This window comes from Kytococcus sp. Marseille-QA3725 (assembly GCF_054950055.1).
Genome location: NZ_JBUCLA010000001.1, coordinates 606,898 through 630,778 on the forward strand (window position 1 = coordinate 606,898; position 23,881 = coordinate 630,778).

Annotated in this window: 18 protein-coding genes and 1 pseudogene; 8 read left to right on the top strand and 11 right to left on the bottom strand. The window is 72.3% G+C overall.

Translation table 11 applies throughout. The annotated features are described in order from the left end of the window. Nucleotides 1-68 precede the first annotated feature (68 nt). The 3 genes from ACY8FT_RS02730 to dxs are packed head-to-tail and all read left to right on the top strand — an operon-like array spanning nucleotide 69 to nucleotide 4,467. On the top strand, nucleotides 69-2,147 hold the full coding sequence (locus tag ACY8FT_RS02730) for an acyltransferase family protein (protein WP_462417411.1): 2,079 nt from the start codon (nucleotides 69-71) through the stop codon (nucleotides 2,145-2,147). A gap of 58 nt (nucleotides 2,148-2,205) precedes the next feature. After that, on the top strand, nucleotides 2,206-2,571 hold the full coding sequence (locus tag ACY8FT_RS02735; RefSeq protein ID WP_462417412.1) for a hypothetical protein: 366 nt from the start codon (nucleotides 2,206-2,208) through the stop codon (nucleotides 2,569-2,571). A 33-nt stretch (nucleotides 2,572-2,604) separates the two neighbouring features. Then, nucleotides 2,605-4,467, top strand: a complete 1,863-nt coding sequence (gene dxs, locus ACY8FT_RS02740) for a 1-deoxy-D-xylulose-5-phosphate synthase (protein ID WP_462417413.1) — start codon at nucleotides 2,605-2,607, stop codon at nucleotides 4,465-4,467. A gap of 70 nt (nucleotides 4,468-4,537) precedes the next feature. Here dxs and ACY8FT_RS02745 read toward each other — a convergent pair whose 3' ends face one another. The 5 genes from ACY8FT_RS02745 to ACY8FT_RS02765 form a co-directional block, all read right to left on the bottom strand. Continuing rightward, entirely contained in the window at nucleotides 4,538-4,969 is a 432-nt protein-coding gene (locus ACY8FT_RS02745; RefSeq protein WP_462417414.1) for a hypothetical protein, read from the bottom strand. Nucleotides 4,970-5,088: 119 nt separating this feature from the next. Next, complete coding sequence (locus tag ACY8FT_RS02750) at nucleotides 5,089-5,997, bottom strand: glycerophosphodiester phosphodiesterase family protein (protein WP_462417415.1); 909 nt, start codon at nucleotides 5,995-5,997, stop codon at nucleotides 5,089-5,091. 84 nt (nucleotides 5,998-6,081) lie between these two features. Further along, nucleotides 6,082-7,605 (bottom strand): helix-turn-helix domain-containing protein, encoded by a 1,524-nt coding sequence (locus ACY8FT_RS02755; RefSeq protein ID WP_462417416.1) that lies wholly within the window; start codon nucleotides 7,603-7,605, stop codon nucleotides 6,082-6,084. A gap of 121 nt (nucleotides 7,606-7,726) precedes the next feature. Then, nucleotides 7,727-9,022 (bottom strand): HRDC domain-containing protein, encoded by a 1,296-nt coding sequence (locus tag ACY8FT_RS02760; RefSeq protein WP_462417417.1) that lies wholly within the window; start codon nucleotides 9,020-9,022, stop codon nucleotides 7,727-7,729. Continuing rightward, nucleotides 9,022-9,612, bottom strand: coding sequence for a DUF3000 domain-containing protein (locus ACY8FT_RS02765; RefSeq protein WP_462417418.1), 591 nt, complete (start codon nucleotides 9,610-9,612; stop codon nucleotides 9,022-9,024). Before ACY8FT_RS02765 ends, ACY8FT_RS02760 begins: the two co-directional genes overlap by 1 nt. Before the next feature lie 80 nt (nucleotides 9,613-9,692). Here ACY8FT_RS02765 and hemE point away from each other — a divergent pair, with 80 nt between their 5' ends. The 3 genes from hemE to hemQ are packed head-to-tail and all read left to right on the top strand — an operon-like array spanning nucleotide 9,693 to nucleotide 12,900. Continuing rightward, the gene (gene hemE / locus ACY8FT_RS02770) at nucleotides 9,693-10,742 is read left to right on the top strand and encodes a uroporphyrinogen decarboxylase (RefSeq protein WP_462417419.1); all 1,050 of its coding nucleotides are present in this window, start codon (nucleotides 9,693-9,695) and stop codon (nucleotides 10,740-10,742) included. Then, a complete protein-coding gene (gene hemG, locus ACY8FT_RS02775) occupies nucleotides 10,739-12,178 on the top strand; it encodes a protoporphyrinogen oxidase (RefSeq protein ID WP_462417420.1) in 1,440 nt (479 codons plus the stop codon). Before hemE ends, hemG begins: the two co-directional genes overlap by 4 nt. After that, nucleotides 12,175-12,900, top strand: coding sequence for a hydrogen peroxide-dependent heme synthase (gene hemQ / locus ACY8FT_RS02780; protein WP_462417421.1), 726 nt, complete (start codon nucleotides 12,175-12,177; stop codon nucleotides 12,898-12,900). Before hemG ends, hemQ begins: the two co-directional genes overlap by 4 nt. A 102-nt stretch (nucleotides 12,901-13,002) precedes the next feature. On the opposite strand, the pseudogene ACY8FT_RS02785 reads toward hemQ, so the two are convergent. The 3 genes and pseudogenes from ACY8FT_RS02785 to ACY8FT_RS02795 all read right to left on the bottom strand — a co-directional run bounded on the left by ACY8FT_RS02785 (nucleotide 13,003) and on the right by ACY8FT_RS02795 (nucleotide 17,518). Further along, nucleotides 13,003-14,266: pseudogene (locus ACY8FT_RS02785) on the bottom strand (IS3 family transposase). A gap of 215 nt (nucleotides 14,267-14,481) precedes the next feature. After that, nucleotides 14,482-14,943 carry a peptide-methionine (R)-S-oxide reductase MsrB gene (gene msrB / locus ACY8FT_RS02790; protein ID WP_462417422.1) on the bottom strand — a complete coding sequence of 154 codons (462 nt, stop codon included), beginning with the start codon at nucleotides 14,941-14,943 and terminating at the stop codon, nucleotides 14,482-14,484. A gap of 163 nt (nucleotides 14,944-15,106) precedes the next feature. Further along, nucleotides 15,107-17,518, bottom strand: coding sequence for a lamin tail domain-containing protein (locus ACY8FT_RS02795; protein WP_462417423.1), 2,412 nt, complete (start codon nucleotides 17,516-17,518; stop codon nucleotides 15,107-15,109). A 231-nt stretch (nucleotides 17,519-17,749) separates the two neighbouring features. Between ACY8FT_RS02795 and ACY8FT_RS02800 the strand changes: the two genes are divergently transcribed. Continuing rightward, nucleotides 17,750-18,808, top strand: coding sequence for a DNA polymerase domain-containing protein (locus ACY8FT_RS02800; RefSeq protein WP_462417424.1), 1,059 nt, complete (start codon nucleotides 17,750-17,752; stop codon nucleotides 18,806-18,808). 104 nt (nucleotides 18,809-18,912) lie between these two features. Here ACY8FT_RS02800 and ACY8FT_RS02805 read toward each other — a convergent pair whose 3' ends face one another. From ACY8FT_RS02805 to ACY8FT_RS02815, 3 genes are all read right to left on the bottom strand, one after another. Next, complete coding sequence (locus ACY8FT_RS02805) at nucleotides 18,913-20,505, bottom strand: DUF222 domain-containing protein (protein WP_462417425.1); 1,593 nt, start codon at nucleotides 20,503-20,505, stop codon at nucleotides 18,913-18,915. Between the two features lie 159 nt (nucleotides 20,506-20,664). After that, on the bottom strand, nucleotides 20,665-21,018 hold the full coding sequence (locus ACY8FT_RS02810) for a hypothetical protein (protein ID WP_462417426.1): 354 nt from the start codon (nucleotides 21,016-21,018) through the stop codon (nucleotides 20,665-20,667). Nucleotides 21,019-21,052: 34 nt separating this feature from the next. Next, entirely contained in the window at nucleotides 21,053-22,150 is a 1,098-nt protein-coding gene (locus ACY8FT_RS02815) for an ATP-dependent DNA ligase (RefSeq protein ID WP_462417427.1), read from the bottom strand. 119 nt (nucleotides 22,151-22,269) lie between these two features. Here ACY8FT_RS02815 and glpK point away from each other — a divergent pair, with 119 nt between their 5' ends. Beyond that, nucleotides 22,270-23,814, top strand: coding sequence for a glycerol kinase GlpK (gene glpK / locus ACY8FT_RS02820; RefSeq protein WP_462417428.1), 1,545 nt, complete (start codon nucleotides 22,270-22,272; stop codon nucleotides 23,812-23,814). Nucleotides 23,815-23,881 lie beyond the last annotated feature (67 nt).

Below are 23,881 nucleotides of genomic sequence, written 5' to 3' on the forward strand. Positions count from 1 at the left end.
ACGGGGTGGGGCAGCCCGGGGCCCGGTGGGGGTCTGCGGTCCGGGCGCAGGACGACGGAAGGTCAGGTGTGGGTCCGCAGCGTGGTGAGCAGGGTCGGCTCCGCACCGCCGCGTCGCGCGGTCCGGTCGCCGGGTTCGGCTCCGGTCCCGCCGACTCCGGCCGCATCCAGGGGCTCGACGGCCTGCGTGCCATCGCCGTGGGCCTGGTCGTCCTCTTCCACCTGCTGCCTGACCACCTGCCCGGGGGCTTCCTCGGGGTCGACGTCTTCTTCGTCATCTCCGGGTTCCTGATCACCACGCTGCTGCTGCGCGAGGTCCGCCGCAACGGGTACATGAACATGCCCACCTTCTGGATGCGGCGCATCCGCCGGCTGGTGCCGGCCCTGGTGGTGCTGCTGCTGGTCTGCACCGCCGCCGTGCTGGTGGTCGACCTGACGCGGGGCGGCGACCTGCGCGTGGGCCTGGCCCGGCAGATCCTCGGAGGCCTGACCTTCACCACCAACTGGGTGGAGATCGTCCACGGCACCTCGTACTTCGACCAGAACCAGCCGGTGCTCTACAAGCCGCTGTGGTCGCTCTCGGTGGAGGAGCAGTTCTACCTCTTCTGGCCGCCGGTGCTCGCCCTGCTGCTGGCCGTGTTCACGCGCTGGCGCGGGCGCATGCTCACCGTGGCCGGCCTCGCGGTCGGCTCGGCGCTGTGGATGGCGGTGCTGTACTTCGTCGCCGACGACGTCACCCGGCCCTACTACGGCACCGACTCCCACCTCTTCGGCCTCATGGCCGGGGTGCTCGTGGCCTTCGTGTGGATGTCCCGGACCAGCTGGTTGCGGGGGGAGCAGTGGCTGCGTCTGCGCGGACCGATCGGCGTGGCGGCGCTGGTGGGCGTGGTGGCGCTGTCGTTCGTGATGCCCGAGGACCGGGCGGTCACCTACGTCGGTGGCCTCTTCCTGGCCTCGCTGCTGACGGCCGTCGTGATCGCCTCCCTGCTGCCCGGGCGCACGGCCCTGCACACCCTGCTGGAGCTCCGCCCGCTGGAGTGGGTGGGGGAGCGCTCCTACGGGCTGTACCTGTGGCACTGGCCGGTGCTGCTGCTGTTCTCGGCGGCGCTGCCGCCCCAGTCCGAGGGGTCGGCCGGCTCCTGGCTGCTGCGTCTGGTGGCGCTGGCGGTGGCGGTCGCCATGACCGAGGCCAGCTACCGCTGGGTGGAGACCCCGATCCGGCGACAGGGCATCCGGGCCTGGGTGCTCGGGGCGGTGGACGCCGTGCGCGGTCGGGGCGACGGACGGTCGGAGGCGGCGGACGACCTCTCGGACGGTGCGGCCGCCGGTGGCCCGGACCGGCGCCGTGCGGCGCTGCCGGCGCGCGTGGCGGCCGGCGGGGCGGGCCTCGCGCTGCTCATGTCGGGGATGGCCGTCGCGACGGCCCCGGAGCGGACCGAGACCCAGCAGGCCATCGAGGAGAACGAGAAGGCGCTGGAGGAGATGGCCTCCGACCCGGCACCGACCGACCAGCAGTCGTCCTCGCCGGGCGCAGGTGCCCCGTCCTCCGGTGCCGACGCCTCCCCGGACCCGGGCGACGACGGGTCGGTGCCCGCCTCCCCGGACGAGTCGTCGTCGGCCGAGCCTACCGACGACTCGGGGAAGTCCGCCGAGGGCTGGTACGTGCCGGCGGGGGACCAGCTGTCGGTCTTCGGTGACTCCCTGGTGGTCACGAGCCTCTACGGCTTCAAGGACCAGTTCCCCGGGGTGGCGATCGACGCGAAGTCGAACCGCCAGTGGACCGAGGGCAAGGGCATCATCAAGGCGCACCTGGACGATGGGGACGTGCGGGACTCGGTGGTCATCTCCTTCGGCACGAATGCCGGTGTGCGCGACCCGCAGGTGGTGCGCGAGGCGCTGGACCTGCTCGGGCCGGACCGTCAGGTGGTGCTGGTGAACCTCTACGGCAAGTCGTCCTGGATCGAGGAGTCCAACGACAACCTGGAGGCCGTGGCCGAGGACTACTCCAACGTCGTGGTGGCCGACTGGCACTCGCTGGCCAAGGAGCGCCCGGAGCTGCTGCAGAGCGATGGGGTGCACCCGGGTGTCGAGGGCGGCAACGCCTACGCCTCGCTGGTGAAGGAGGCGTTCGCCGCGCAGGCGGAGTGACTGGTGTACGACAGTCGATCGCTGGACTGTCGTACACAAGTTCCATATACTGCCGTCCATGAGCTCGCTTCCGCCCGGCTGGCCGGCCGCGGTGCGTCCGGTGGACGCGCCGGGCTGGCAGGAGGACGCCGTCGCCTGGCTGCTGGACCTGTGTCCCGCCGACTTCCGTGCCTACCGGGGGTGGCGGCGCCATCCGGTGATGCTGGCGTGGATCGCGGAGCGCCACGTCGCGGGTCAGGTGGAGGTGCTGCGGCAGGCCTGGCGGGACGTGCGGCTGCAGGTCGGTGTGCACGTGCCGCCGGAGGCGCTTCCCTCGCTGCTGGAGCACCTGGCGGCCGAGGGGAGACGGCTGGCCGAGGCCCGTCGCGGCGCGGAGCTGATCAGCGAGGCGTTGCAGGGCGGACGCTGGGTGCCCCGCCTCTAGAATGGTGCCTTCCCACGACGGAACGGACTTTGTGTGAGCACGTTGGACCCCAGCACCCTGGACGGGATCGGCAGCCCGGACGACCTCAAGGCCCTGGCGGCGGAGCAGCTGCCCGGTCTGGCGGCGGAGATCCGGACCCGCCTCATCGAGAGCGTCTCGCGCACAGGTGGCCACCTGGGGCCGAATCTCGGCGTGGTCGAGCTGACCATCGGGCTGCACCGGGTGTTCGACTCGCCGGCCGAGCCGATCGTGTTCGACACCGGGCACCAGAGCTACGTGCACAAGATGCTCACCGGCCGCACCGATCTCAGCACGCTGCGCCAGTCCGGTGGCCTGAGCGGCTACCCGAGCCGGGCGGAGTCCGACCACGACGTGGTGGAGAACTCCCACGCCTCCACCTCCCTGAGCTGGGCGCACGGCATCGCCGTGGCGCGGCGCCTGCAGGGGGACCTGCGCCCCACCGTCGCCGTCATCGGTGACGGGGCCCTCACCGGCGGCATGGCCTGGGAGGCCCTGAACAACATCGCCGCCGACAAGACCCTGCCGCTGGTGGTCGTGGTGAACGACAACGAGCGCTCCTACGCCCCCACCCTCGGTGGCATGGCCGAGCACCTGGCGCACCTGCGCACCCAGCGTCGCTACGAGCAGGCGCTCAGCTGGACCAAGCGGAGCGTCCAGAGCGCCCCGGTGGTCGGGCGTCCGGTGTTCGAGGCGCTGCACGGCCTCAAGAAGGGGGTCAAGGACGTCCTGGCCCCGCAGGGCCTGTTCGAGGACCTGGGCATCAAGTACATCGGCCCGGTGGACGGTCACGACCTGCCCGACGTGGAGAACGCGCTCGGGCTCGCCAAGCGCTACGGCGGGCCGGTGATCGTGCACGTCATCACCCAGAAGGGGCGCGGGTACGACCCGGCCACCAGCGACGAGGCCGACCGCTTCCACGCCGTCGGCAAGATCAACCCCGAGACCGGGCTGCCGCTGGAGATCGCCGGTCGTGCCTGGACCGAGGAGTTCTCCGAGGAGCTCGTCGAGATCGCGGGGGAGCGGTCCGACGTCGTGGCGCTGACGGCCGCGATGCTCATCCCCGTGGGGCTGGAGGCGATGCAGAAGGCCCACCCGGACCGGGTGTTCGACGTCGGCATCGCCGAGCAGCACGCGGTGACGATGGCCGCGGGACTCTCACACGCGGGGATGCACCCGGTGGTGGCGATCTACTCGACCTTCCTCAACCGGGCCTTCGACCAGCTGCTCATGGACTGCGCGCTGCACCGGCAGGGCGTGACCCTGGTGCTCGACCGGGCCGGGATCACCGGGTCCGACGGCGCCTCGCACAACGGCATGTGGGACCTCGCGCTGCTGGCCATCGTCCCCGGGCTGCACCTGGCGGCACCGCGCGACGGGGTGCGGGTGCGCGAGGCGCTGCGGGCGTCGGTGGAGATGGACGACGCCCCCAGCGTGCTGCGCTTCCCCAAGGGCAGCGTCCCGGAGCCGGTCGAGGCCGAGGTGCGGCGCGACGGCGTCGACGTGCTGACCGAGGACGGTGACGGCGCGGTGGACGAGCTCCTCGTGGCGATCGGGTCCATGGTGCCGGTCGCCCTCGAGGTCGCGGCGCGGCTCCGCGGCGAGGGCCGCACGGTGCGTGTGGTCGACCCGCTGTGGGTGCTGCCGATCCGCGACGGGCTGCGCCGCGAGGTCGAGCGGGCCGGGGGACGGGTCAGCGTCGTCGAGGACGGCCTGGTCGTCGGCGGACTCGGCTCCCGGGTGGCCGCGGAGTTTCCCGAGCGGACCGTGCGCTGCTTCGGCGTCCCGCAGCGCTTCCTGGACCACGCCTCGCGCGGGCAGCTGCTCGGCGAGCTCGGTCTGAACAGCGACACCATCACCGCCGCCCTGCTGGACTGAGGCCCCGGCCCGACACCACGGGAAGGGGGCCGGCCCCTCCTTGCGCCGGCCCCCTTCCTCGTGACGTCGCTCAGCCGTGCTCGGGCAGTCCGCGCACGTTCCACCCCGAGTCGGCGAAGGCCTTGTTCGGCACGACGGCCCGGGTGGTCTGGTCCACCTGCTTCCAGGCGCCCTCCGACCAGACCGAGGTGGTCACGGTCTCGCGGAAGTCCCCTCCCTGTCGCGGGGCATGACCCGTGTAGTGGGTCAGCTTCACCCGGCCGTTGGACAGCCCCTGGCGCTCGTAGCCCACGATGCTCGTGGCCGACTGGTCGGTGGTCCAGCGGATGCTGCCGTGCGGGTCGCGCAGCGAGGTCAGCCGGCCGTCGCGGTAGGTGATGACGCGGTCCTGGACGGTGTGCGCACCGGCGGAGGTGTGCAGGACGAGCTCCTTGCCCCGCACGCCGTCGATGTGCGCTGCGCCGTACCAGTGCGACTCCCCGGGGACCGTGCGGTCGTTCACGTGGCCCGTGCTGACCGTTCGGCCCCCTCGACCGGACGTCCACACTGTGACCCACCGCGCAGCCGATGTGGCGCACAGCACCTTCACAGTCGGGGCACAGTCACCGCACAACCCCTCCGTCAGGGGTGGTCGGGCAGATGACCGCGCTCCCGCAGGACGGCCACCAGCCGGTCGGCCCGGTCGGTCACCAGACCGTCGACACCGAGGTCGAGCAGGCGCTCCATGTCCTCGACCTCGTTGACCGTCCACACGTGCACGTGCGCACCGGCCGCGTGCGCCGCGTCCAGGAAGGCGTCGTCCACCACCCGCAGCCCGCGGAAGCGCTCCGGCACCTGGTAGGCGTCGATGCCGCGCGCCACCCAACGCGCCAACCGGTGGGCCGTGCCCTCGGCCCCGGTCGCGACGCGCAGGCCCGGGACGGAGGCCCGACCTCCCCAGGCCTCGGCGGAGGTGACCCCGATGGCCGCCGAGACCACCAGCAGGCGGCTGGCCGCCCAGAGCAGGGCGGTGCGCGTCTGCCCCGCCGAGGTGGCCACCGGTGCGCTCAGCAGGCCCAGTGCCCGCTCCCGGCGGGTGTCGTCGAAGGAGGTGAGCAGCACCCGGTCGTGCACACCCAGGCGCTCCACGAGCCGCACGGTGGGCTCCACGGCGGCGTCCGACTTCAGGTCGATGTTCACCCGCAGCCCCGGGTGCCGCAGCAGCAGCTCCTCGAGGGTCGGGATCGGGTGCCCACCGGTGATGCGGGCCCGTCGCACCACCTCCCACGGGAGGTCGGCGACCGCGCCGACGGCATCGGTCACGCGGTCCAGGGTCTCGTCGTGGAAGGCGACCACCACGCCGTCGCTCGTGGCGTGCACGTCGGTCTCGACGTACTCGCACCCCAGCGCGACTGCGGCGTCGAAGGCGGCCAGGGAGTTCTCCCCGCCGTCGGGGGCGAAGCCGCGGTGGGCCAGGGCGACCGGGCGGTCCTCGGTCAGGTAGGCGGTGCGGTGCGAGGGAGCGGGGGTCTCGTGTCCTGTGGCGGCCATGTGCCCACTGTCACGCACCGTGATGAACGGCAGGTGGCCGGTCCCCCCGGGGGGCCCGGCCACCTGCCGTGACGGTGTCGTCGATCAGATGTCGCGGAAGACCGTGATGCTGGCGCCGAGCTCGTTGAGCCGGTCGGCCAGGGCCTCGTAACCGCGGTTGATCACGTAGACGTTGCGCAGCACCGAGGTGCCCGGCGCGGCGAGCATGCCCAGCAGGATGACCACGCCGGGGCGCAGTGCCGGCGGGCACATGACCTCGGCCGCGCGCCAGCGGGTCGGGCCCTCCACCTGGATGCGGTGGGGGTCCATGAGCTGCACGCGGGCGCCCAGGGTGGACAGCTCGGTCAGGTGGATGGCGCGGTTCTCGTACACCCAGTCGTGCACCAGCGTCTTGCCCTCGGCCATCGCGCCGATGATCACGAAGAAGGGCAGGTTGTCGATGTTGAGGCCCGGGTAGGGCATCGAGTGCACCTTGTCCTGCGGCGCCACCAGCGGACCGGGCTTGTACGTGATGTCCGCCAGGCGGGTGCGCCCGTTGGCCGAGCAGTACTCCTCGCTGGTCTCGTACTTCATGCCCATGTGCTCGAGCGTCGCGAGCTCGATCTCGAGGAACTCGATCGGGGCGCGCTTGATGGTGATCTCGGACTGGGTGACGATCCCCGCCGCGAGCAGGCTCATCGCCTCGATCGGGTCCTCGCTGGGGTGGTACTCGACGTCCGTGTTGATGTCCTCCACACCGGTGATCTCCAGCGTGGTGGTGCCGATCCCCTTGATCTCGACGCCCAGCTTCTCCAGGAAGAAGCACAGGTCCTGGACCATGTAGTTCGAGGACGCGTTGCGGATGACGGTGGTGGAGGGCTCCATCGCCGCGGCCATGATCGCGTTCTCGGTGACCGTGTCGCCGCGCTCGGTGAGCACGATCGGGCGGCCGGGGGCCTTCTTGTTGACCGTGGCGTTGTACTGGCCCTCGGTGGCCAGGATCTCCAGGCCGAAGGGCTTGAGGGAGTTCAGGTGCGGGCCCACGGTGCGGGTGCCCAGGTCGCAGCCACCGGCGTAGGGCAGCTGGAATTCCGGGTAGCGGTGCAGCAGCGGGCCCATGAACATGATGATCGAGCGGGTGCGGCGGGCGGCGGCCTCGTCGATGTCCTCCAGGCGCAGGCGCTCCGGCGGGGTGATGCGCAGGTCGTTGCTGTCGCCCAGCCACTTGGTCTCGATGCCGATGGAGTTCAGCACCTCGATGATGCGGTTGACCTCCTCGATGCGCGCGAGATTGCGCAGGGTGGTCGTGCCGCGGTTCAGCAGGGAGGCGCACAGGAGGGCCACGGCCGCGTTCTTGGACGTGCGCACCTCGATCGAGCCGGAAAGCTTCCTGCCACCCTCGATGCGCAGGTGCTGCGGCATCGAGGCGGGCACGACGATGTCGTGGTCCAGGGCCTCGCTGACGCGGGCGATGGTCTCCAGGGACAGGTTCTGCTTTCCCTGCTCCATGCGTGCCACCGCGCTCTGGCTGGTGTTCAGGATCTCCGCCACCTGCGCCTGCGTCATGCCTCGGTGCAGTCGCGCGTCGCGGATGAGATCGCCGATCCGTGCCAAGTACTCATCAGTCATGGAGATGACGCTATCTCAGAGAAGAGATACTGCAAGGGGAGCCACGGGGTCGAGGCGTGTTGTGGGACGTCTCACCGGTGGGCGTCCGGGCCGGTGGCCCGGGCCCGTCCAGCGGTGCCTCTCAGGCGTGTCCCGGTGCGGTGCTCGCCACCGCGCGTTCCACCACGGGGACCGCCAGCTCCCGCTGCCACGGCCGCGCCCCGCCCTCGGTCAGGGCGTGGTCGACCGCCTGCGGGTCGACGGAGTCCTGCCCCGCGCTGTCCCAGATGACCCGGCGCAGGAGCGAGGGGGTGAGCAGGTTCTCCACCGGCACGCCGAGCTCCTCGGCGTGTTCGGTGAGCTCGGAGCGCGCCGAGGACAGGCGCTCGGCGGCCCGCGGGTCCTTGTCCGCCCAGGCCTTCGCCGGAGGAGGTCCCTCGGCGGGCAGGCGGGCTGCGGGCAGGTCGGCCTCGGGCAGGTCGGCGGCCCGCCGGACGGCCTGCCACCACAGCTCCTGGTGCCCCTGGAGGGTGGCCAGGGCACGCCGCACACGCCGTTCGGTGGAGCCGGCGGAGCGCGACGGCCGTCCGTTCCGTCCCTTCGAGCCGCGTCCGGCCAGCGCGAACTTCACGACCGGTGCCATGTCCTGCGGGTCGACCATGGGGGCGGTGGCCAGGGCCACCAGGGCCTCGTCGCGCATCACCTTCGACGGCGGCACGTCGCGCTCACGGGCCATCTCGTCACGGACGGTCCAGAGCTCGCGCAGTGCCGCGGCCTGTCGGGGGCGGCGGACCCGGTGCGCACCGGACGTGCGCCGCCAGGGCTCCGCCCCGTGGTCCTTGCCGCGGAAGTGCGTCAGTGCCTCGAACTCCTGCCGGGCCCACTCGGCGCGCCCGAGGCGCTCGAGATCGGCGGCCATCGCGTCGCGGACCTCGACGAGCACCTCGACGTCCAGCGCGGCGTACACGAGCCAGTCCGTGGGCAGGGGGCGGACGGACCAGTCCACGGCCGAGTGCTCCTTGGCCAGCGTGAGGTCCAGGTAGTGCTCGACCACCGCGGCCAGCCCGACGCGGGGCAGCCCGGCCAGGCGGGCCCCGAGCTCGGTGTCGAACAGGCGCGCCGGGTGCAGCCCGAGCTCGGCCAGGCAGGGCAGGTCCTGCGTGGCGGCGTGCAGCACCCACTCGGGTCCGTCGAGCGCCCGCACCAGGGGAGTGAAGTCGGTGATGTCGACCGGGTCGAGCAGCACCGTGCCGGAACCGGCTCGCCGCAGCTGCACCAGGTAGGCCGCGTTGCCGTAGCGGTGGCCCGACGCGCGCTCGGCGTCGACCGCGACCGGTCCCGTCCCCTCGGCCAGCCGGGCAGCGGCCCGGGCCAGACCCGCGTCGTCGGCGACGACCTCGGGCAGCGGCTCGGTGGGCTCGTTCAGGGGGGTGGGCATCAGCGCCCCCCGTGCAGCGGGACGACGCCCTGCGGCAGCGGCGGCACGCCGGCCAGGGTGAGGAGCAGGTCCCGCCACGCCTCGAGGTGGCGCAGGAGGTCGAGGTCCAGCGGTGTCCAGGAGGCGCGGATCTCCAGGGTGACGTCCTGCCCCAGGTGCTCCCGGTCGCCGAAGGACTCGGAGGTCACGCGCGTCGCCGTGCCGCTGAGCGCCTCGACGCGGCAGCCCTGGTGGGCCAGGCAGTCCTGCAGCCACTGGCGCCCCACGTCGCCGAAGAGGGGGTCATGGGCGAGCTCCGGCTCGACGGCGCTGCTGGCGAAGCTGACCATGCGCCACTCCCCGCCCCACTCCTGCGGGGCGGACGGGTCGTGCAGCACGACCAGTCGCCCGGTGGCCAGGGCCCCGTCCTCGGGCTCCTCCGCCTCCTCCGGCAGCACCTCGGCTGTGAAGGCCAGGGAGAGAGGGGCCAGGCGCGAGGGGGAGGGGACCTCCTCGGTGTGCATGCCGGGCCGGGGCGTCGCGGATCGGAGCACGTCCAGGGCAGCCTGCGGATCCGCCGTCAGGCGCCCGGTCAGCAGTCGTGGGGTCACGTCTCGGACGATATGGGGGGGCACCGACAACCTGCCGCAGGCGCGCCGCGACGGCCGGTCGCGCGTGGGATCATGCGGCCATGACCAACGCCGCTGACGCTTCCGCGCCCGTCCCGACCCTGGTCGCCGCCGCCCAGGGCCAGCCGGTCCCGCACACCCCCGTGTGGTTCATGCGACAGGCCGGTCGCTCGCTGCCGGAGTACCGGAGGCTCCGGGAGGGCAAGGCGATGCTCGAGGCGTGCCGTGACACCGCGCTGTGCAGCGAGATCACGCTCCAGCCGGTGAGGCGGCACGACGTGGACGCCGCCATCTTCTTCAGCGACATCGTCGTCCCGCTGCAGGCCGTGGGCGTGGACCTGGACATCGTCCCGGGCACCGGGCCGGTCGTCGAGCAGCCCTTCCGCACCCGCGCGGACCTGGACCGCCTGCCCGAGCTGACGCCCGACATGGTCACCGACATCACCGCCTCCGTCGGCGAGGTGCGTCGCGCCCTGCGACCGGAACAGGCCCTCATCGGCTTCGCCGGGGCGCCGTTCACGCTCGCGAGCTACCTCGTCGAGGGCGGACCGAGCAAGAACCACGAGAACACCAAGGCCCTCATGCACGGCGACCCCGAGCTGTGGAACGCCCTCTGTGAGCGCCTCGCCGCCATCGCCGGGGCCTTCCTGCAGGTGCAGGTGGACGCCGGGGCCGATGCCGTGCAGCTCTTCGACTCCTGGGTCGGCTACCTGAACCGGGCCGACTACTCCCGCTTCGTCGCGCCGCACTCCGCGGCGGCGCTGGCGTCCGTCGAGGGCCGGGTGCCGCGCATCCACTTCGGCGTGGGCACGGGCGAGCTGCTGGACCTCATGGGCGAGGCCGGTGCCGAGGTCGTCGGCGTGGACTACCGCGTGGACCTCGCCGACGCCCTGCAGCGGACCGGCGGCCGGTACGCCCTCCAGGGGAACCTGGACCCCGCGCTGCTGTTCGCCCCCGACGAGCCGCTCATGGCGCGTGTCGACGAGATCGTCGAGGCGGGCCGCAGGGCTCCCGGGCACCTGTTCAACCTCGGCCACGGGGTGCTGCCGTCCACCGACCCCGACGTGATCACCCGCGTCACCGCCCGCGTCCACGAGGTCTCCGCACGGTGAGCGGCCGTCCGGCCGACCGGCAGAGGGCCGTCGTCGTCGGCGGCGGTCTCAGCGGGCTCGTCGCCGCCTGGCAGCTCGTCGCCCACCAAGGGGTACCGGCGGAGTCGGTGACCGTCCTGGAGGCCGGGGACCGCTGCGGCGGTGTCCTGCGCCGCCGGGCGGTCGCCGGGCAGGTCATGGACGTCGGGGCGGAGTCCGTGCTGACGACCCGTCCCGAGGCGGTGGAGCTCGTGGAGGAGCTCGGCCTGCAGGGCGACGTGCGACATCCCAGCGGGGTGCCCGCCTCGGTCTGGTCGCGCGGCGGCTTCCACCGTGTGCCGCGCGGCACGCTCATGGGTGTGCCCGGTGACGCCGGGGCGGCTGCCGGTCTGCTCACGGAGCAGGAGGTCGGGCTGGCCGACGACCGGGAGGCCGAGCACGTCCCGGTCACCGAGGACCTGTCCGTGGGCGACCTGGTCGCCGAACGTCTCGGCCCGGCCGTGGTCGACCGCATCGTCGAGCCGCTGCTGGGTGGCGTCTACGCGGGGGACGCCCGGCGGCTGTCGGCCGCGGCGTGCATCCCGGCGCTCGCCGAGGCCGCGGCGCAGGGGCGCTCGCTCACCGAGGCGGTGCGGGAGCGCGTCCCGGCCGGTACCGGCACCCAGGCCCGCCCCGCGCCGCCCTTCGCGACCCTCGAGGGCGGACTCGCCCGCCTGGTCGAGAAGCTGGCCGAGCGACTCGCGGAGCGCGGCGTGAAGATCCGCACAGGGGCCCGGGTCACAGGGCTGGCACGACACGACGCCGAGCCCTCCTCACCGTGGCAGCTCACGCTCGAGGACGGTGGGATCCTCGCGACCGACACCGTGCTGCTGGCCCTCCCGGCCCCCGCGGCCACCCGGCTGCTGCACGACGTCGTGCCCGCCGCGGCCGACGAGCTCGACGGTGTGCGCACGGCCTCGATGGCCGTGGTGGCCTTCGCCTTCCCGCGGCAGGAGGTGCCCGGGCTCGAGTGGTCCGGCTTCCTGGTGCCCCCGGTCGACAGCCGTGCGATCAAGGCCGCGACCTTCAGCTCGGCCAAGTGGCCGCACGTGGGCGACGAGGAGGTGACCCTGGTGCGCACCTCCCTGGGCCGTGCCGGGGACGACGCGGTGCTGCAGCAGGACGACGACTCCCTCGCCCGCCTGGCGCTGGCCGACCTGCGCACCGCCGTCGCCGAGGCGACCGGTCGGCAGCTGCCCGAGCCGCTCGGCCACCTCGTGCAGCGCTGGGACGACGCCCTGCCGCAGTACGACGTGGGGCACCTCGACCGCGTGGCCGCCGTGGCCGCCGCGGTGGAGCGTGTCGACGGGCTGGAGCTCGCCGGGTCCACCTACGACGGGGTGGGCATCCCGGCCTGCATCGGCACGGCCCGGGCGGCTGCCTCGCGGCTGGTGGCCGGTGGGACAATCGACGCATGAGCGATCGCGATCGAGTCAGTCCGAGCAAGGTCCGGGAGATCAACGAGTCCATCCGCTACACGATGTGGGCGGTCTTCGAGGTGCCGCAGGCCCTGCCGGCCGACCGCATCGAGGAGATGGCGACCGAGGCCGAGGCCTTCATCGAGGGCCTGGCCGAGCAGGGCGTCGAGGTCCGCGGTGTCTACGACCTGGCCGGCATGCGCTCGGGCGCGGACTACCTCATCTGGTGGCACGCGGAGAGCAACGACCAGCTGCAGGCCGCCTTCAAGGCCTTCCGTCGCACCGAGCTCGGTGCTCGTTCGCGCTGCTCCTGGTCGATCGACGCGCTCCACCGTCCGGCCGAGTTCAACAAGAGCCACGTCCCGGCCTTCCTCGCCGGTGGCCGCGTGCGCGACTACCTGTGCCTGTACCCCTTCGTGCGAACGCCGGAGTGGTACCTCATGGACCCCGACGAGCGTCGTCGCATGCTCGTGGACCACGGCGTCGTCGCCCGTGACTTCAAGGAGGTGCGCGCGAACACGATCCCGGCCTTCGGTCTGGGCGACTACGAGTGGGCGCTGGCCTTCGAGTCCGACGACCTCGCGGTGATCGTGGACATGATGCGTGCGATGCGGGAGACCGAGGCCCGTCGGTACGTCACCGAGGAGACCCCGTTCCACACGGGCAAGCGCACGCCCATCGGGCAGATCGTCCGCGAGCTGCCGCACCACCCGGCCGTCTGAGGGCTGCCCGCAGGGCCGTCTGGACGATTCCGGTGCGCAGGAGCCCCACCCGACGCGTTGAACTGTCCCCCTGAAGTTGGACTGGTTTGAGCGTACGGGGTCTCACGCGGCAGCGAGGGTCTGGTTCCGGTACTGCACCGGGGCCAGGCCCTCGTTGCTGCTGTGGGGGCGGTCGTGGTTGAACCAGGCCAGGTAGTCCCGCAGGGCCGTCGTGAGCTGGGTGGGTGTGGTGAAGGACGTGTCGCAGTACAACTCGTCCTTGAGGTGACCGAAGAAGCTCTCGATGACGGCGTTGTCCAGGCAGTTGCCCTTGCGGGACATCGACGCGGTCGCACCGACCCGTGCGAGTAATTCCTGTCAGGTGGCGTGCTGGTACTGGAATCCCTGGTCGGAGTGCACGATCGGGTGCTGGCCCGGTTCCAAGGTGGTCAGGGCCTGCTGCAGGGAGGAGTTCGTCAGCGTCAGGGTCGGGGAAGGGCCGATGGTGGCGCCGATGACCTGTCGGTCGAACAGGTCCATCACCGCTGAGAGGAACACCTTGTCCGGGCCGATGTGGAACTCGGTGACGTCGGTGATCCACTTCTGGTTCGGCCCGGTGACGGTGAAGTCACGGTCCAGCACGTTGGGCGCGGTGCGACTGGTGGTACCCCGGTAGGACCGGAACCGGCGCCTGCGGATCGGGCAGCGCAGATCGAGCTCGCGCATCAGCTTCCACACCGTCTTGCGGGAAACGACCCACCCGTCGGCGCGTAGTTGCGCCCAGACCCGGCGGTGCCCGAAACGCTTGCGACTGGCCGTGAACACCTCGGTGATCGCGGTCTTCAGCTCGGCCTGCGGGTCCGGCTCCAAGAGGCGTGCCTGGTGGTAGAAGAACGTCGAGCGCGCCAGACCGGCCGCGGCCAGCAGGTCACCCAGACGGTGCTGCGCCTTGAGGGAAACGACGGCCTTCACCTTGGCCGACGTTGCTGCTCCATCAAGGCCTGCAATTTTCCCAGGTAGGCGTTCTGCGCCCGCAAGCGCTGGTTCTCCCGGCGCAACGCCTCGAGCTCCGAGACCGGCTCCGAAGGCCTGGCCGGGCGGCCCCTGGGTCTGGGGCGCAGCCCGTCAGGCCCCTCGGCTTTCAGGACTCTGGCCCAGGTCGCGATCAGGGGCGGTGAGGGCACCCCGAACTCGCCGGCCAGTGCCACCTTGGATTCACCGGCCAGGTAGCGCTGGGCGGCCTCAAGCTTGACCTCGAACGGGTAGGACTTCTTCGGTGGCTCCACCAACGCTCCTCGGCCTGACAGTTTCCAGCGTCGGTAGAGACTTCGCACCGCCCAGCGGCTCTTGCCCAGCCGCGTGGCCACGGCGCGAGAGCCCCAACCAGACTCGAAGAACTCTACGGCCGTCAACCGCTCCTGCGATGACAACGAACTCTTGGCCTCCATCACGAACTCCCCGGGAGTCGGAACTGATTTCTCAGTCCAACTCCCGGGGAGCAGTTCAAGGACGGGTGGGGCTCCTGCGTCGTACCGGGCGTCACGCGCGCAGGTCACCGGCCGGCGTGCGGGGGGGTCGTGACGGGGCCCGGCCGGGGCGTCCTCAGTCGCGACCGCCGTTGACCGTCTCCCCGCCGTCGGCCGGGGTGAAGGTCATGCACACGGAGTTGATGCAGTAGCGCGTGTCGGTGGGCGTGTCGAAGCCCTCGCCGGTGAACACGTGGCCCAGGTGGGAGCCGCAGGCGGAGCAGCGGGCCTCGATGCGCGGACGCCCCGGCAGCGACTCGTCCTTCAGGTACTCGACGCGGTCGTCGGCGAGTGGGGCGTAGAAGGCCGGCCAGCCGCAGTGGGCGTCGAACTTGGTGGAGGAGCGGAACAGCTCGGTGCCGCAGCCGCGGCAGGAGTAGACCCCCTCGCCCTCGAAGGAGTCGAACTTGCCGGTGTGCGGCATCTCGGTTCCGGCCTGCCGCAGCACGGCGTACTCCTCGGGGGAGAGCTCCTCGCGCCACGCGGCGTCGTCGCGGCCCTTGGCGTAGCTGGCGGAGTTCAGCAGCGGGATGTCCATGGACCCATCGTCCCACCTCGTTCCGTCCGACGGCTCCACCGGGAGGGCTGTCAGGGGCCCGGAGCAATCCGAGGCGTCCCGCGGCCGAGCACACGCGGCCGGCACCCCCCGTGGGGCACCGGCCGCGGCGGAGCGGGGTGGATCAGCGCAGTGCGTGGTCCGGTCAGCGCAGGGCGCGCCGGTCGATGCTCACCACCTGCGGGTCGTGGTCGCTCAGCTGGTCGTGGAAGTCGGCGTTCGTGTGCACGACGTCGTGCCGGTAGGGGGTCACCGGCTTCTTGCCCTGCCGTGCCGTGGTCAGGCCCGGCGAGAGCAGCACGTGGTCCAGCACCTGGCTGTTGCCCTGGTAGTTGTACGTGTACCGGTCGGCCGGGTCGAGCTCACGGGGCAGGTCGCGCATCGCCGTGGCACCGGAGCCCACCAGCGTGTCGGCCACCGGCGAGAACTCGAAGTCGTTCACGTCACCGGCCACGATCACGTTGGCCTGGGCGTCCTTGGCGAGCAGCGAGTCCACGAAGCCGCGGACCTCACGGGCCTGGGCCTGGCGCTGCACCTCCGAGGAGCGCTCCGGCTGCTGCCAGCGACCGAACAGCGGGTCGTCCCCGCCCTTGGACCCGAAGTGCACGCCGACGACGAAAACCGGTCGGCCCTCGTACTTGTACTCCACCACGAGGGGCTTGCGGGAGTTCTCCCACGCGGTGCTCATCGGGTTGATGCGACCGGGGCTCACGGACAGGGCCGCCCACCGGCCGCGGGACTCGACCGTGGTCGGGGTCGTGGCGTCACCACCGGGGCGCTCCACGAGCTCCAGCCCGTCGACGTCCGTGCGGTGCAGCATCACGTTGCGGATGTTGCCGCCGGGCTGGCCGCCGTCCTGGCCGTCCTCGGGGTTCACCCAGGTGGCCTCGTAGCGGGGGCCGCCGGCGGCCTCGATGGCCTCGATCAGCTTGGTGACGGTCGTGGTGGAGTCGACCGTGCCGTCGTTCTGTGCCCCGTTGTCGTCCTGGATCTCCTCCAGCGCCACGATGTCGGGCGACTGCAGGTTGGTCACCAGCTGCTCGGCCAGGCCGGCGTACTTCTCCGAGTCGTCGGTCGGGTCGAGGTTCTCCACGTTGAAGGTGGCCACCTCCAGGGCGTCGTCGCGGTTCTCCGCGGCCACGTCCCGGGCGAACGGGCTGGCCTGCACCTCGCCGAGGTCGGTCACCTGCAGCTTGTAGTTGGCGAACGAGTAGTCCAGGACGCCGGCGGTCAGCCCCTCCAGCCGGGCGCCGGTGTTCACCTCGGGCAGGGCATCCTTGCCCAGGATGCCGTCGTCCAGGTGCACGCGGCGGGCGTTCGGCTGGTCGTAGCCGCCGTACACGACGCCGCCGAAGACGCTGCGCTGCGCACCGGCGTCGGACGGCACGACGGGGATCTCCCCGAACGAGGCGGTCGGGCCGACCGCGGTCGCGTCGCGGACACCCACGCGCATGCCCTCCAGCGCCTCGTAGCCGTCGATGGCGTGCTCCTGCGGCCGGAACGGTGCGTCGTCGTACTCGACCGACCCGGGGTCGCCCGCTTCGATCGCCTGTGCGGGGATCTCGACGTCCTCGCCGAGCACGACCGGTGCCGGGACCTCACCGTTGCCGGTGACCTCGACGGTGGGGGAGGTGATCTGGGTGGTGGTCAGGTTGTCGTGACCGCCGGAGCCGCCGGGGCGGTACTCGGTGACCAGGCCGCTGGTGGCCACCTCGTCGCCGGGGGCGACCTCCACGGAGCCACGGGTGTACACGTAGAGGCCCTCGCTGGTGGCGGGGTCGTCGTCCGGGGTCGTCGACTGCATCCAGAAGCCGTTGCGGTCCGTGGCGGTCACGACACCGGGAACCGCCGAGACCTGCTGCCCCTCGTACGGGGAGCGGTGGGTGGCGCCCTGGATGTCGGCGATGGTCGCGTCACCCGGCTTCGGGTCGTCGGGATCCGGCACGGCCGAGCAGTCGCGCGGGGCGGTGGCGGAGTTCTGCGGCTCCGGCGAACCGGCCCGGAAGTCGGCGGCGTTGCTGTCGGTGTCGTGGCACGGCTCGGTGCGGGCGATCGAGGTGGTGTTCGAGGTCGAGCCGGCGGGAGCGCCCTCGGCGGTGTCCGCCCCGCCCCATCCGAGCAGGTCCACGACGGTGCCGTCGGGGCCGACGAGCTGCAGCTTGGCGCCGGAGGAGGACATGGGCGTGGTGCCGGTGGAGTCCGGGGTCGGCAGGGGCGCGGCCTCGGTGTTGGCGCCGGCTGCCTGCTGGACCAGGTGGCGCCCACCGGGCTCCACGGTGCCGGAGAGCTTGGTCACCTGCGGGGTGGTGCCGCTCTTGGAGCGGTACTCCAGGGTCCAGCCGGTCAGGTCGACGGGCTCGCCGGAGCGGTTGAACAGCTCGACGAAGTCGTTGCGGAACGGGGCGCCGGAGTTGCCGCCACCGCCGTACGCCTCGGCGATGACCACGTCCTGCGAGGCCGCGTGCGCGGACGGCTGGGCGGTGGGAGCGGCCAGGGCCGCGGCCGGCACGAGGAGGGCCAGCGTGACGGTCAGGGAAGTGCGAGCGGTGTGTCGCATGAGGGGGTCTCCACGGGAGGGATCGTCGGACAGGACAACATGACAGGCCATGGTGTTCTCCAGGTGCCAAGGACGTGTCCGGTGGGTGAACGGCACGTCCCCGCACCGCACCCCGGGCCCGGGTCCGACGACGGACGGTGCCCTCCTCGCGGAGCGCCGTAGTCTTCTGGGGACACCCTCGACGAACGCCCGTGCGCCCCGCACCGGCGTCCCTCCCGGCAGGAGCCCCACATGAGCAGCAAGGCCGTCGTCCTGGAGGTCCCCGGACCGGACGACTCGGTGCGCACGGTGCGCCTGTCCAGCCCGGGCCGGGTCATGTGCCCGGCGGGGGAGCAGCCCGGCTCGGTGGACGTCACCAAGCGGAACCTGGCCGAGTACCTCCTGGCAGCGGGGAGCCGGTTCCTGCAGGCGAACGCGGACCGCCCCGTCACCCTGCAGCGCTTCCCGACCGGCATCGACGGGGAGGAGTTCTACTCCAAGAACCCGCCGAAGGGTGCCCCGGACTACCTGTGCACCACCACCTGCACCTACCCGAGCGGGCGTTCACACGATCAGGTCGTCCTCGACGAGGTGGCCGCTGCCGTGTGGGCGGTGCAGATGTCCACACTCACCTTCCACCCCTGGCCGGTGCGCACGACCGACCACTCCGGCGATCTGCTCAACGACTGCCCGGACCAGGTGCGTCTGGACCTCGACCCCATGCCGGGCCGTCCGTTCACCGACGTCGTCACCGTCGCGCGCACAGCTCGCGAGCTGCTGGGGGAGTGCAGCCTCACCGGGTACGTGAAGACCTCCGGCCACCGTGGCCTGCACGTGTTCGCTCCGATCGAGCCCGACCGGGAGTTCCTCGACGTGCGGCACGGGGTCATCGCCCTGGCCCGGGAGCTCGAGCGACGGCTGCCCGAGCTCGTGACCACCCGCTGGTGGAAGGAGGAACGGGGTGACAAGTGCTTCATCGACTTCAACCAGCACTGCCGTGACCGGACGCTCGCCGGGGCCTGGAGCCCTCGTGCCCTTCCCGGCGCCCCGGTCTCCCTGCCCGTGACGTGGGACGAGCTCGACGACCTGACGCCCGGGGAGGTGGTGGTCCCCACCGCGGCCGAACGCCTGCAGGAGCCCGACCCGTGGGCCGACATGCTCGACCACCGCGGCGACTTCTCCCGGGTCATGCAGCTCTGGGAGGCGGACCTCGAGCGCGGCCTGGGGGAGGAGCCCTTCCCGCCGGACCACCCGAAAATGCCCGGCGAGCCACCCCGCGTGCAGCCGAGTCGGGCGCGCAGCGGGTCCTGATCCAGCGCTCGTGGGCGTTACCTCCTGCGCTCTCGGCACTGCGTCCCCTCGCCGGCGCAGTCCCGGTGCTCTCGACACGGCGGTTCTCTCCCTGCCGGGGTCCCTCATGCCGTGCCCTCGAAGTGCACGGTCGCCCGTCCGTGGGCGTCACGCTTCACGGTGTGGTGCACCCCTGGTTTGTCCAGGGCCCGGTGGTGGGCACCGCACAGCGGGATCGCGTTCGCCAGGTTCGTCGGTCCGCGGAGAACCTGCTCCCCGTGCCTCACACCCCTGTCGCTCGTTTCGTCCGGCGTGTCGTCGTCACCACCTGGCATCGCCCTGCCCGGTGGGCCGACCCCGCCGCCCCCAACGGCCCCACCAGCCAGTCCGGAGTCCCGGGAGGCGTGACGCGGTGACCACGGCTGCTCGTGGTGGATCTGGCACCAGCTGAACGGGCGATCGCAGCCGGCTGCCGCGCACTCGGTGTAGACGGCGCTCAACGCCAGGCGCTGGGTGGTGCTGAAGAACCGCTTCTGCGTCCCGAGGTCCAGCGGCAGCGACGCGCCACCCAGGACGCTCGGGATGATGCCGGCCTCCGACGCCAGCCGGCGCACCTGACCGGCCGAGAGCGTCGTCCCGACGTCCGTGCGAGCCACCCGGCGGACCTCACCGCGCAGTGTCTCCAGGTCGGTGTGGACCACGATGGTGGCCGCGACCTTCGACCCGAGGTGCTCGTGGGGCATCCGCTCCAGCAGCTCCGCGAAGGCACGCCCCCGCTCGGCCTGCCAGTCCAGCTCCTCCCACGTCTCGGGGCCGGACGTGCGGCCCGTCCCCGAGACGGGTTCACGACTTGTTGCCGCACCACCCGCCCGGGGGCGGCTCCGGCGGGTCGGGGAGACCATCGCCCCGATGACCTTCTCGAGCATGCGGGCCTGCACCGTCGGGACGACGAACTGCCCGGTGCTGGTGCCGTCCTCGTCGTGCCTCACCCAGAACCGGGCGGAGGCCCAGGCACGCTCCTCCTCGGCGGCGACGGCAGTCTCCTCATGCGTATCGACCTCGTCGAGGTCGTCCACCACCGCTGCCAGGCAGCGGGGCGCATCCCGCCGGAAGGAGGCGGGGGAGCGGCGGGAGGCCGACGCCACGAGACGGCGCTCGACCTCCGCACGCTCGGCGGCTCCCAGTCGTTCCGGGAGTCGGGCCAGCTCGCGGACGATCACCGCCACGTGGGCCTTGCTGATGACCCCCTTGTCCAGCGCCCGGCCAGTCCGCGTCCGCGATGCGGGGCTCTGCCCCTCACGGGCTCGTGGTGCCGTGTCCTCGCCGGAGGCACTGCAGGATCCTGGAGGGTCGAGGGCCCCCTTGGGCGACGCGTTGCCCAGCGCCTCGGACAGTGAGCCGTCGACGGCTGCCTGACGCCCGTCGGCCCTGCCACCACGACGGAAGAACTGCCCCTCGTCCAGGTGGGGCGACCGGCCGGCCAAGCGCTCGCCGCGGGCCACCGTCCCGACCCGAAGCCGTGCGGACTCCAGCCGGTTCACGGCCCGGTCGAGCTCCGCGATGAACTCGCGCAGGTCCGCGCCGGTCACGGGTCGAGGCGCATCGTTCAGGGAAGCCACCGAGACGATCAGCTCGTCCAGCCCGCGGTGCACCACGTCCAGGGCGTCTCGCACCCCCTGGACGGGCACCACGGCCTGCTGCTCCTCGACGACGGCCATGACCCACCCCCTCGGCAGTCACCTGCGGACGGAACCCCTGTTCCGTCCGTGCATCGACAGGATAGCACAAAAACGAACCTGTGTACTAGTCCGTATCGATGATGTGACCTAGTTCACCGAGGTCAGCCACGCCAGCCGGCCCAGCCACGACGCACCGGCTCAGCCCTCGCGGCGCTCCTGCACGACGCTCTCCCCGCGCCCACGGCCCTCCCGCGCCAGCCGCTCGGCGCGGGTCGCCAGCACGCCGGTGCCCCCGAGGACCAGCAGCAGGAGCACGACCGTCACGAGCCCCAGCGCCATCCAGGCCATGCCCAGCCATCCGAGCACGAAGAGCCCCACGGCCACCAGCAGTGCGACGAGCGCCATCGAGCGCACCACGCCCTTGACCGGCACGGGCAGGCTGCCCGAGCGCAGGAGCATCAGTAGTCCCGTGACGGCCAGGACGCCGGCGCAGACCGCCCCCGGCGCCCACGAACGCGACTCGGCGGTGGTCTCCAGCAGCAGTGCAGGCATGGGGTCTCCCTTGGTCGAAGCGGTTCCCGATCCCTCAGGAATCCGCGCCCAGAACGGCGCCCAGATCGTAGCCGGAGGCCACGTCAACCTGATCGAGGGTGCACTCGCGGGGGTCCTTGTCCGGGCGCCAGCGGACGAAGCGCACCGTGTGCCGGAACCGCCGCCCCTCGAGCTGGTCGAAGGCCACCTCGACCACCCGCTCGGGCCGCAGCGGCACGTACCCGGTGTCCCTCCGGGAGCTGAACCGGTTGCGTTCCCGCTGCGCGGTCGCGGCCCGCCCGTCGGAGCCCCGGACCACCAGCGGCTGCAGCTCCTCCTCGAGCTCGACCCGCCGCGCCGCGGTGAAGGACGACGCACCACCCACCGGCACCAGCTCGCCCCCGGAGTACAGGCCGAGCAGCAGGGACCCCACCCCGCTGCCGCTCCTGTGCTCCCGATAGCCCACCACCACGGCGTCCGCCGAGCGCTTGTGCTTGACCTTCACCATGCTCCGGCCGCCCGGCACGTAGGGCGTGTCCAGCCCCTTGGCCACGATGCCGTCGAGCCCCGCCCCCTCGAAGCGGGTGAACCAGTCGGTCGCCTCGTCCACATCGGTCGTCATCCGGGTGACGTGCACCCCGTGCGGGGCCGACGACCCACCCACCAGGGCCTCCAACCGCCGGCGCCGCTCGCGGAAGGGCTGTTCGAGGAGCGACCCGTCGCCGTCTGCCAGCAGGTCGAAGCACACGACCTCGCCGGGCGTCTCCGCGGCCAGCCGCTCGACCCGCGACCGGGCCGGGTGGATGCGCTGGGAGAGCGCGTCCCAGTCCAGCCGCTCGGCCCCCGGGGTGCCCGAGCGCACCACGAGCTCCCCGTCGACGACCGCCGGGGCCGGGATCACCCGCACCCGCTCGACCACCTCCGGGAAGTACCGGGCCAGTGACTTGCCGCTGCGTCCGACGAGGTCGGTCGCCTCGTCGCCCTCGCCGACCGCCGTCGCCGTCGGTGCGGCCTCGCCACGGACCACCAGGACGCGGAAGCCGTCCCACTTCGGCTCGTAGGCGCACCCACCGGGCAGTGCGTCGGGCGCCGGGACAGAGGCCGCGGCCTTCGCGAGCATCACGCCGGGCACCGAGGGGGAGTCAGCAGTCATGGCCCCAGTCTGCGCCACCCGGCGGCGTCCACCCAGGCGTTCGGACGCGGCACCCCGTCGCCGCACACCCGGCCGCACCACCCCCGCCCCGGCGCCGATGTCGTGACAGGGTGCCCCTCATGACCAGCCCCCGGTACATGCTCGCCATCGACCAGGGCACCACCAGCACCCGCGCCATCGTGTTCGACCACGACGGCCGGCCCGTCGCGTCCGACCAGGTGGAGCACCAGCAGATCCTGCCCCGGCCCGGGTGGGTCGAGCACGACCCACAGGAGATCTGGCGCACCACCCGCTCGGTGATCGCAGGGGCCCTGAGCGCGGCGGACACCAACGCCGGCCACCTGGCGGCCGTCGGCATCACCAACCAGCGCGAGACCACCGTCGTCTGGGATCTCCACACGGGCGAGCCGGTGCACCACGCCATCGTGTGGCAGGACACCCGCACCCGCTCGACGGTCGAGGAGCTCGCCTCCGAGCCCGGTCCCGACGGCGAGCCGCTGGGGGAGGACCGCTTCCGCGACACCTGCGGCCTGCCGCTGACCACCTACTTCGCCGGCCCCAAGCTGCGCTGGATCCTCCAGCACGTCGAGGGCGTCCGGGAGCGCGCCGAGGCCGGCGACCTGCTCTTCGGCACCACCGAGACGTGGGTCATCTGGAAGCTCACCGGCGGCCCGGACGGTGGCGTCCACGTCACGGACGTCACGAACGCCTCGCGCACCATGCTCATGGACCTGTACACCCTGCAGTGGGACGAGGCCACCTGCGCGGCCATGGGGGTGCCGATGTCGATGCTCCCGGAGATCCGGTCCTCCTCCGAGGTGTACGGCGTGGCCGACGGTGACAGCATCCTCACCGGGGTGCCCATCGCGGGAGCCCTGGGCGACCAGCACGCCGCCACCCTCGGCCAGGCCTGCCTGGAGCCCGGCGCCGCCAAGAACACCTACGGCACCGGCAACTTCCTGCTGATGAACACCGGCCAGGAGGTCGTGCGCTCGCAGCACGGGCTGCTCACCACGCTCTGCTGGAAGCTCGGCGACCAGGAGCCCGTGTACGCGCTCGAGGGCTCCATCGCCGTCACCGGGGCGCTCGTGCAGTGGCTGCGGGACAACCTCGGCCTCATCCACAGCGCGAGCGAGGTGGAGGAGCTCGCCACGACCGTCGAGGACAACGGCGGCGCCTACTTCGTCCCCGCCTTCTCCGGCCTCTTCGCCCCGCACTGGCGCTCGGACGCGCGAGGCGCACTGGTGGGGCTCACGCGCTACGTCAACAAGGGCCACATCGCCCGAGCGGTGCTCGAGGCGACGGGCTTCCAGACCCGGGAGGTCGTCGACGCGATGCTCGCCGACGCCGCGGACCTCGACCTCGAGGTGAGCGAGCTGCGCGTCGACGGGGGCATGACCGTCAACCGGACGTTGATGCAGTTCCAGAGCGATGTCCTGGGCGTGCCCGTGGTGGTCCCCGAGGTGTCCGAGACGACGGCCCTGGGGGCGGCCTACGCCGCGGGCCTGGCGGTCGGCTTCTGGGAGGACACCGACGAGATCGCCGCCCACTGGCACGAGGGGCGCCGCTGGGAGCCGTGCATGGATCCCGAGGTGCGGGAGCGGGAGGTGCGCCGGTGGGCCAAGGCGGTCTCCCGCACCCTGGACTGGGTGGAGGACGAGTGAGGCGCGCACCCCTCCCGGTGCGATCCCACCGGGAGGGGGGCCGACCGGCGCCCTCTAGGATCGGGTC

What these genes read in the sequence shown, in the direction of transcription:
- ACY8FT_RS02735 (WP_462417412.1), top strand. Translation starts at nt 2,206, where the DNA reads ATGAGCTCGCTTCCGCCCGGCTGGCCGGCCGCGGTGCGTCCGGTGGAC.
- ACY8FT_RS02750 (WP_462417415.1), bottom strand. Translation starts at nt 5,997, where the DNA reads ATGGCCGCCACAGGACACGAGACCCCCGCTCCCTCGCACCGCACCGCC.
- ACY8FT_RS02755 (WP_462417416.1), bottom strand. Translation starts at nt 7,605, where the DNA reads ATGACTGATGAGTACTTGGCACGGATCGGCGATCTCATCCGCGACGCG.
- ACY8FT_RS02760 (WP_462417417.1), bottom strand. Translation starts at nt 9,022, where the DNA reads ATGCCCACCCCCCTGAACGAGCCCACCGAGCCGCTGCCCGAGGTCGTC.
- hemE (WP_462417419.1), top strand. Translation starts at nt 9,693, where the DNA reads ATGACCAACGCCGCTGACGCTTCCGCGCCCGTCCCGACCCTGGTCGCC.
- hemQ (WP_462417421.1), top strand. Translation starts at nt 12,175, where the DNA reads ATGAGCGATCGCGATCGAGTCAGTCCGAGCAAGGTCCGGGAGATCAAC.
- msrB (WP_462417422.1), bottom strand. Translation starts at nt 14,943, where the DNA reads ATGGACATCCCGCTGCTGAACTCCGCCAGCTACGCCAAGGGCCGCGAC.
- ACY8FT_RS02795 (WP_462417423.1), bottom strand. Translation starts at nt 17,518, where the DNA reads ATGCGACACACCGCTCGCACTTCCCTGACCGTCACGCTGGCCCTCCTC.
- ACY8FT_RS02800 (WP_462417424.1), top strand. Translation starts at nt 17,750, where the DNA reads ATGAGCAGCAAGGCCGTCGTCCTGGAGGTCCCCGGACCGGACGACTCG.
- ACY8FT_RS02805 (WP_462417425.1), bottom strand. Translation starts at nt 20,505, where the DNA reads ATGGCCGTCGTCGAGGAGCAGCAGGCCGTGGTGCCCGTCCAGGGGGTG.
- ACY8FT_RS02810 (WP_462417426.1), bottom strand. Translation starts at nt 21,018, where the DNA reads ATGCCTGCACTGCTGCTGGAGACCACCGCCGAGTCGCGTTCGTGGGCG.
- ACY8FT_RS02815 (WP_462417427.1), bottom strand. Translation starts at nt 22,150, where the DNA reads ATGACTGCTGACTCCCCCTCGGTGCCCGGCGTGATGCTCGCGAAGGCC.
- glpK (WP_462417428.1), top strand. Translation starts at nt 22,270, where the DNA reads ATGACCAGCCCCCGGTACATGCTCGCCATCGACCAGGGCACCACCAGC.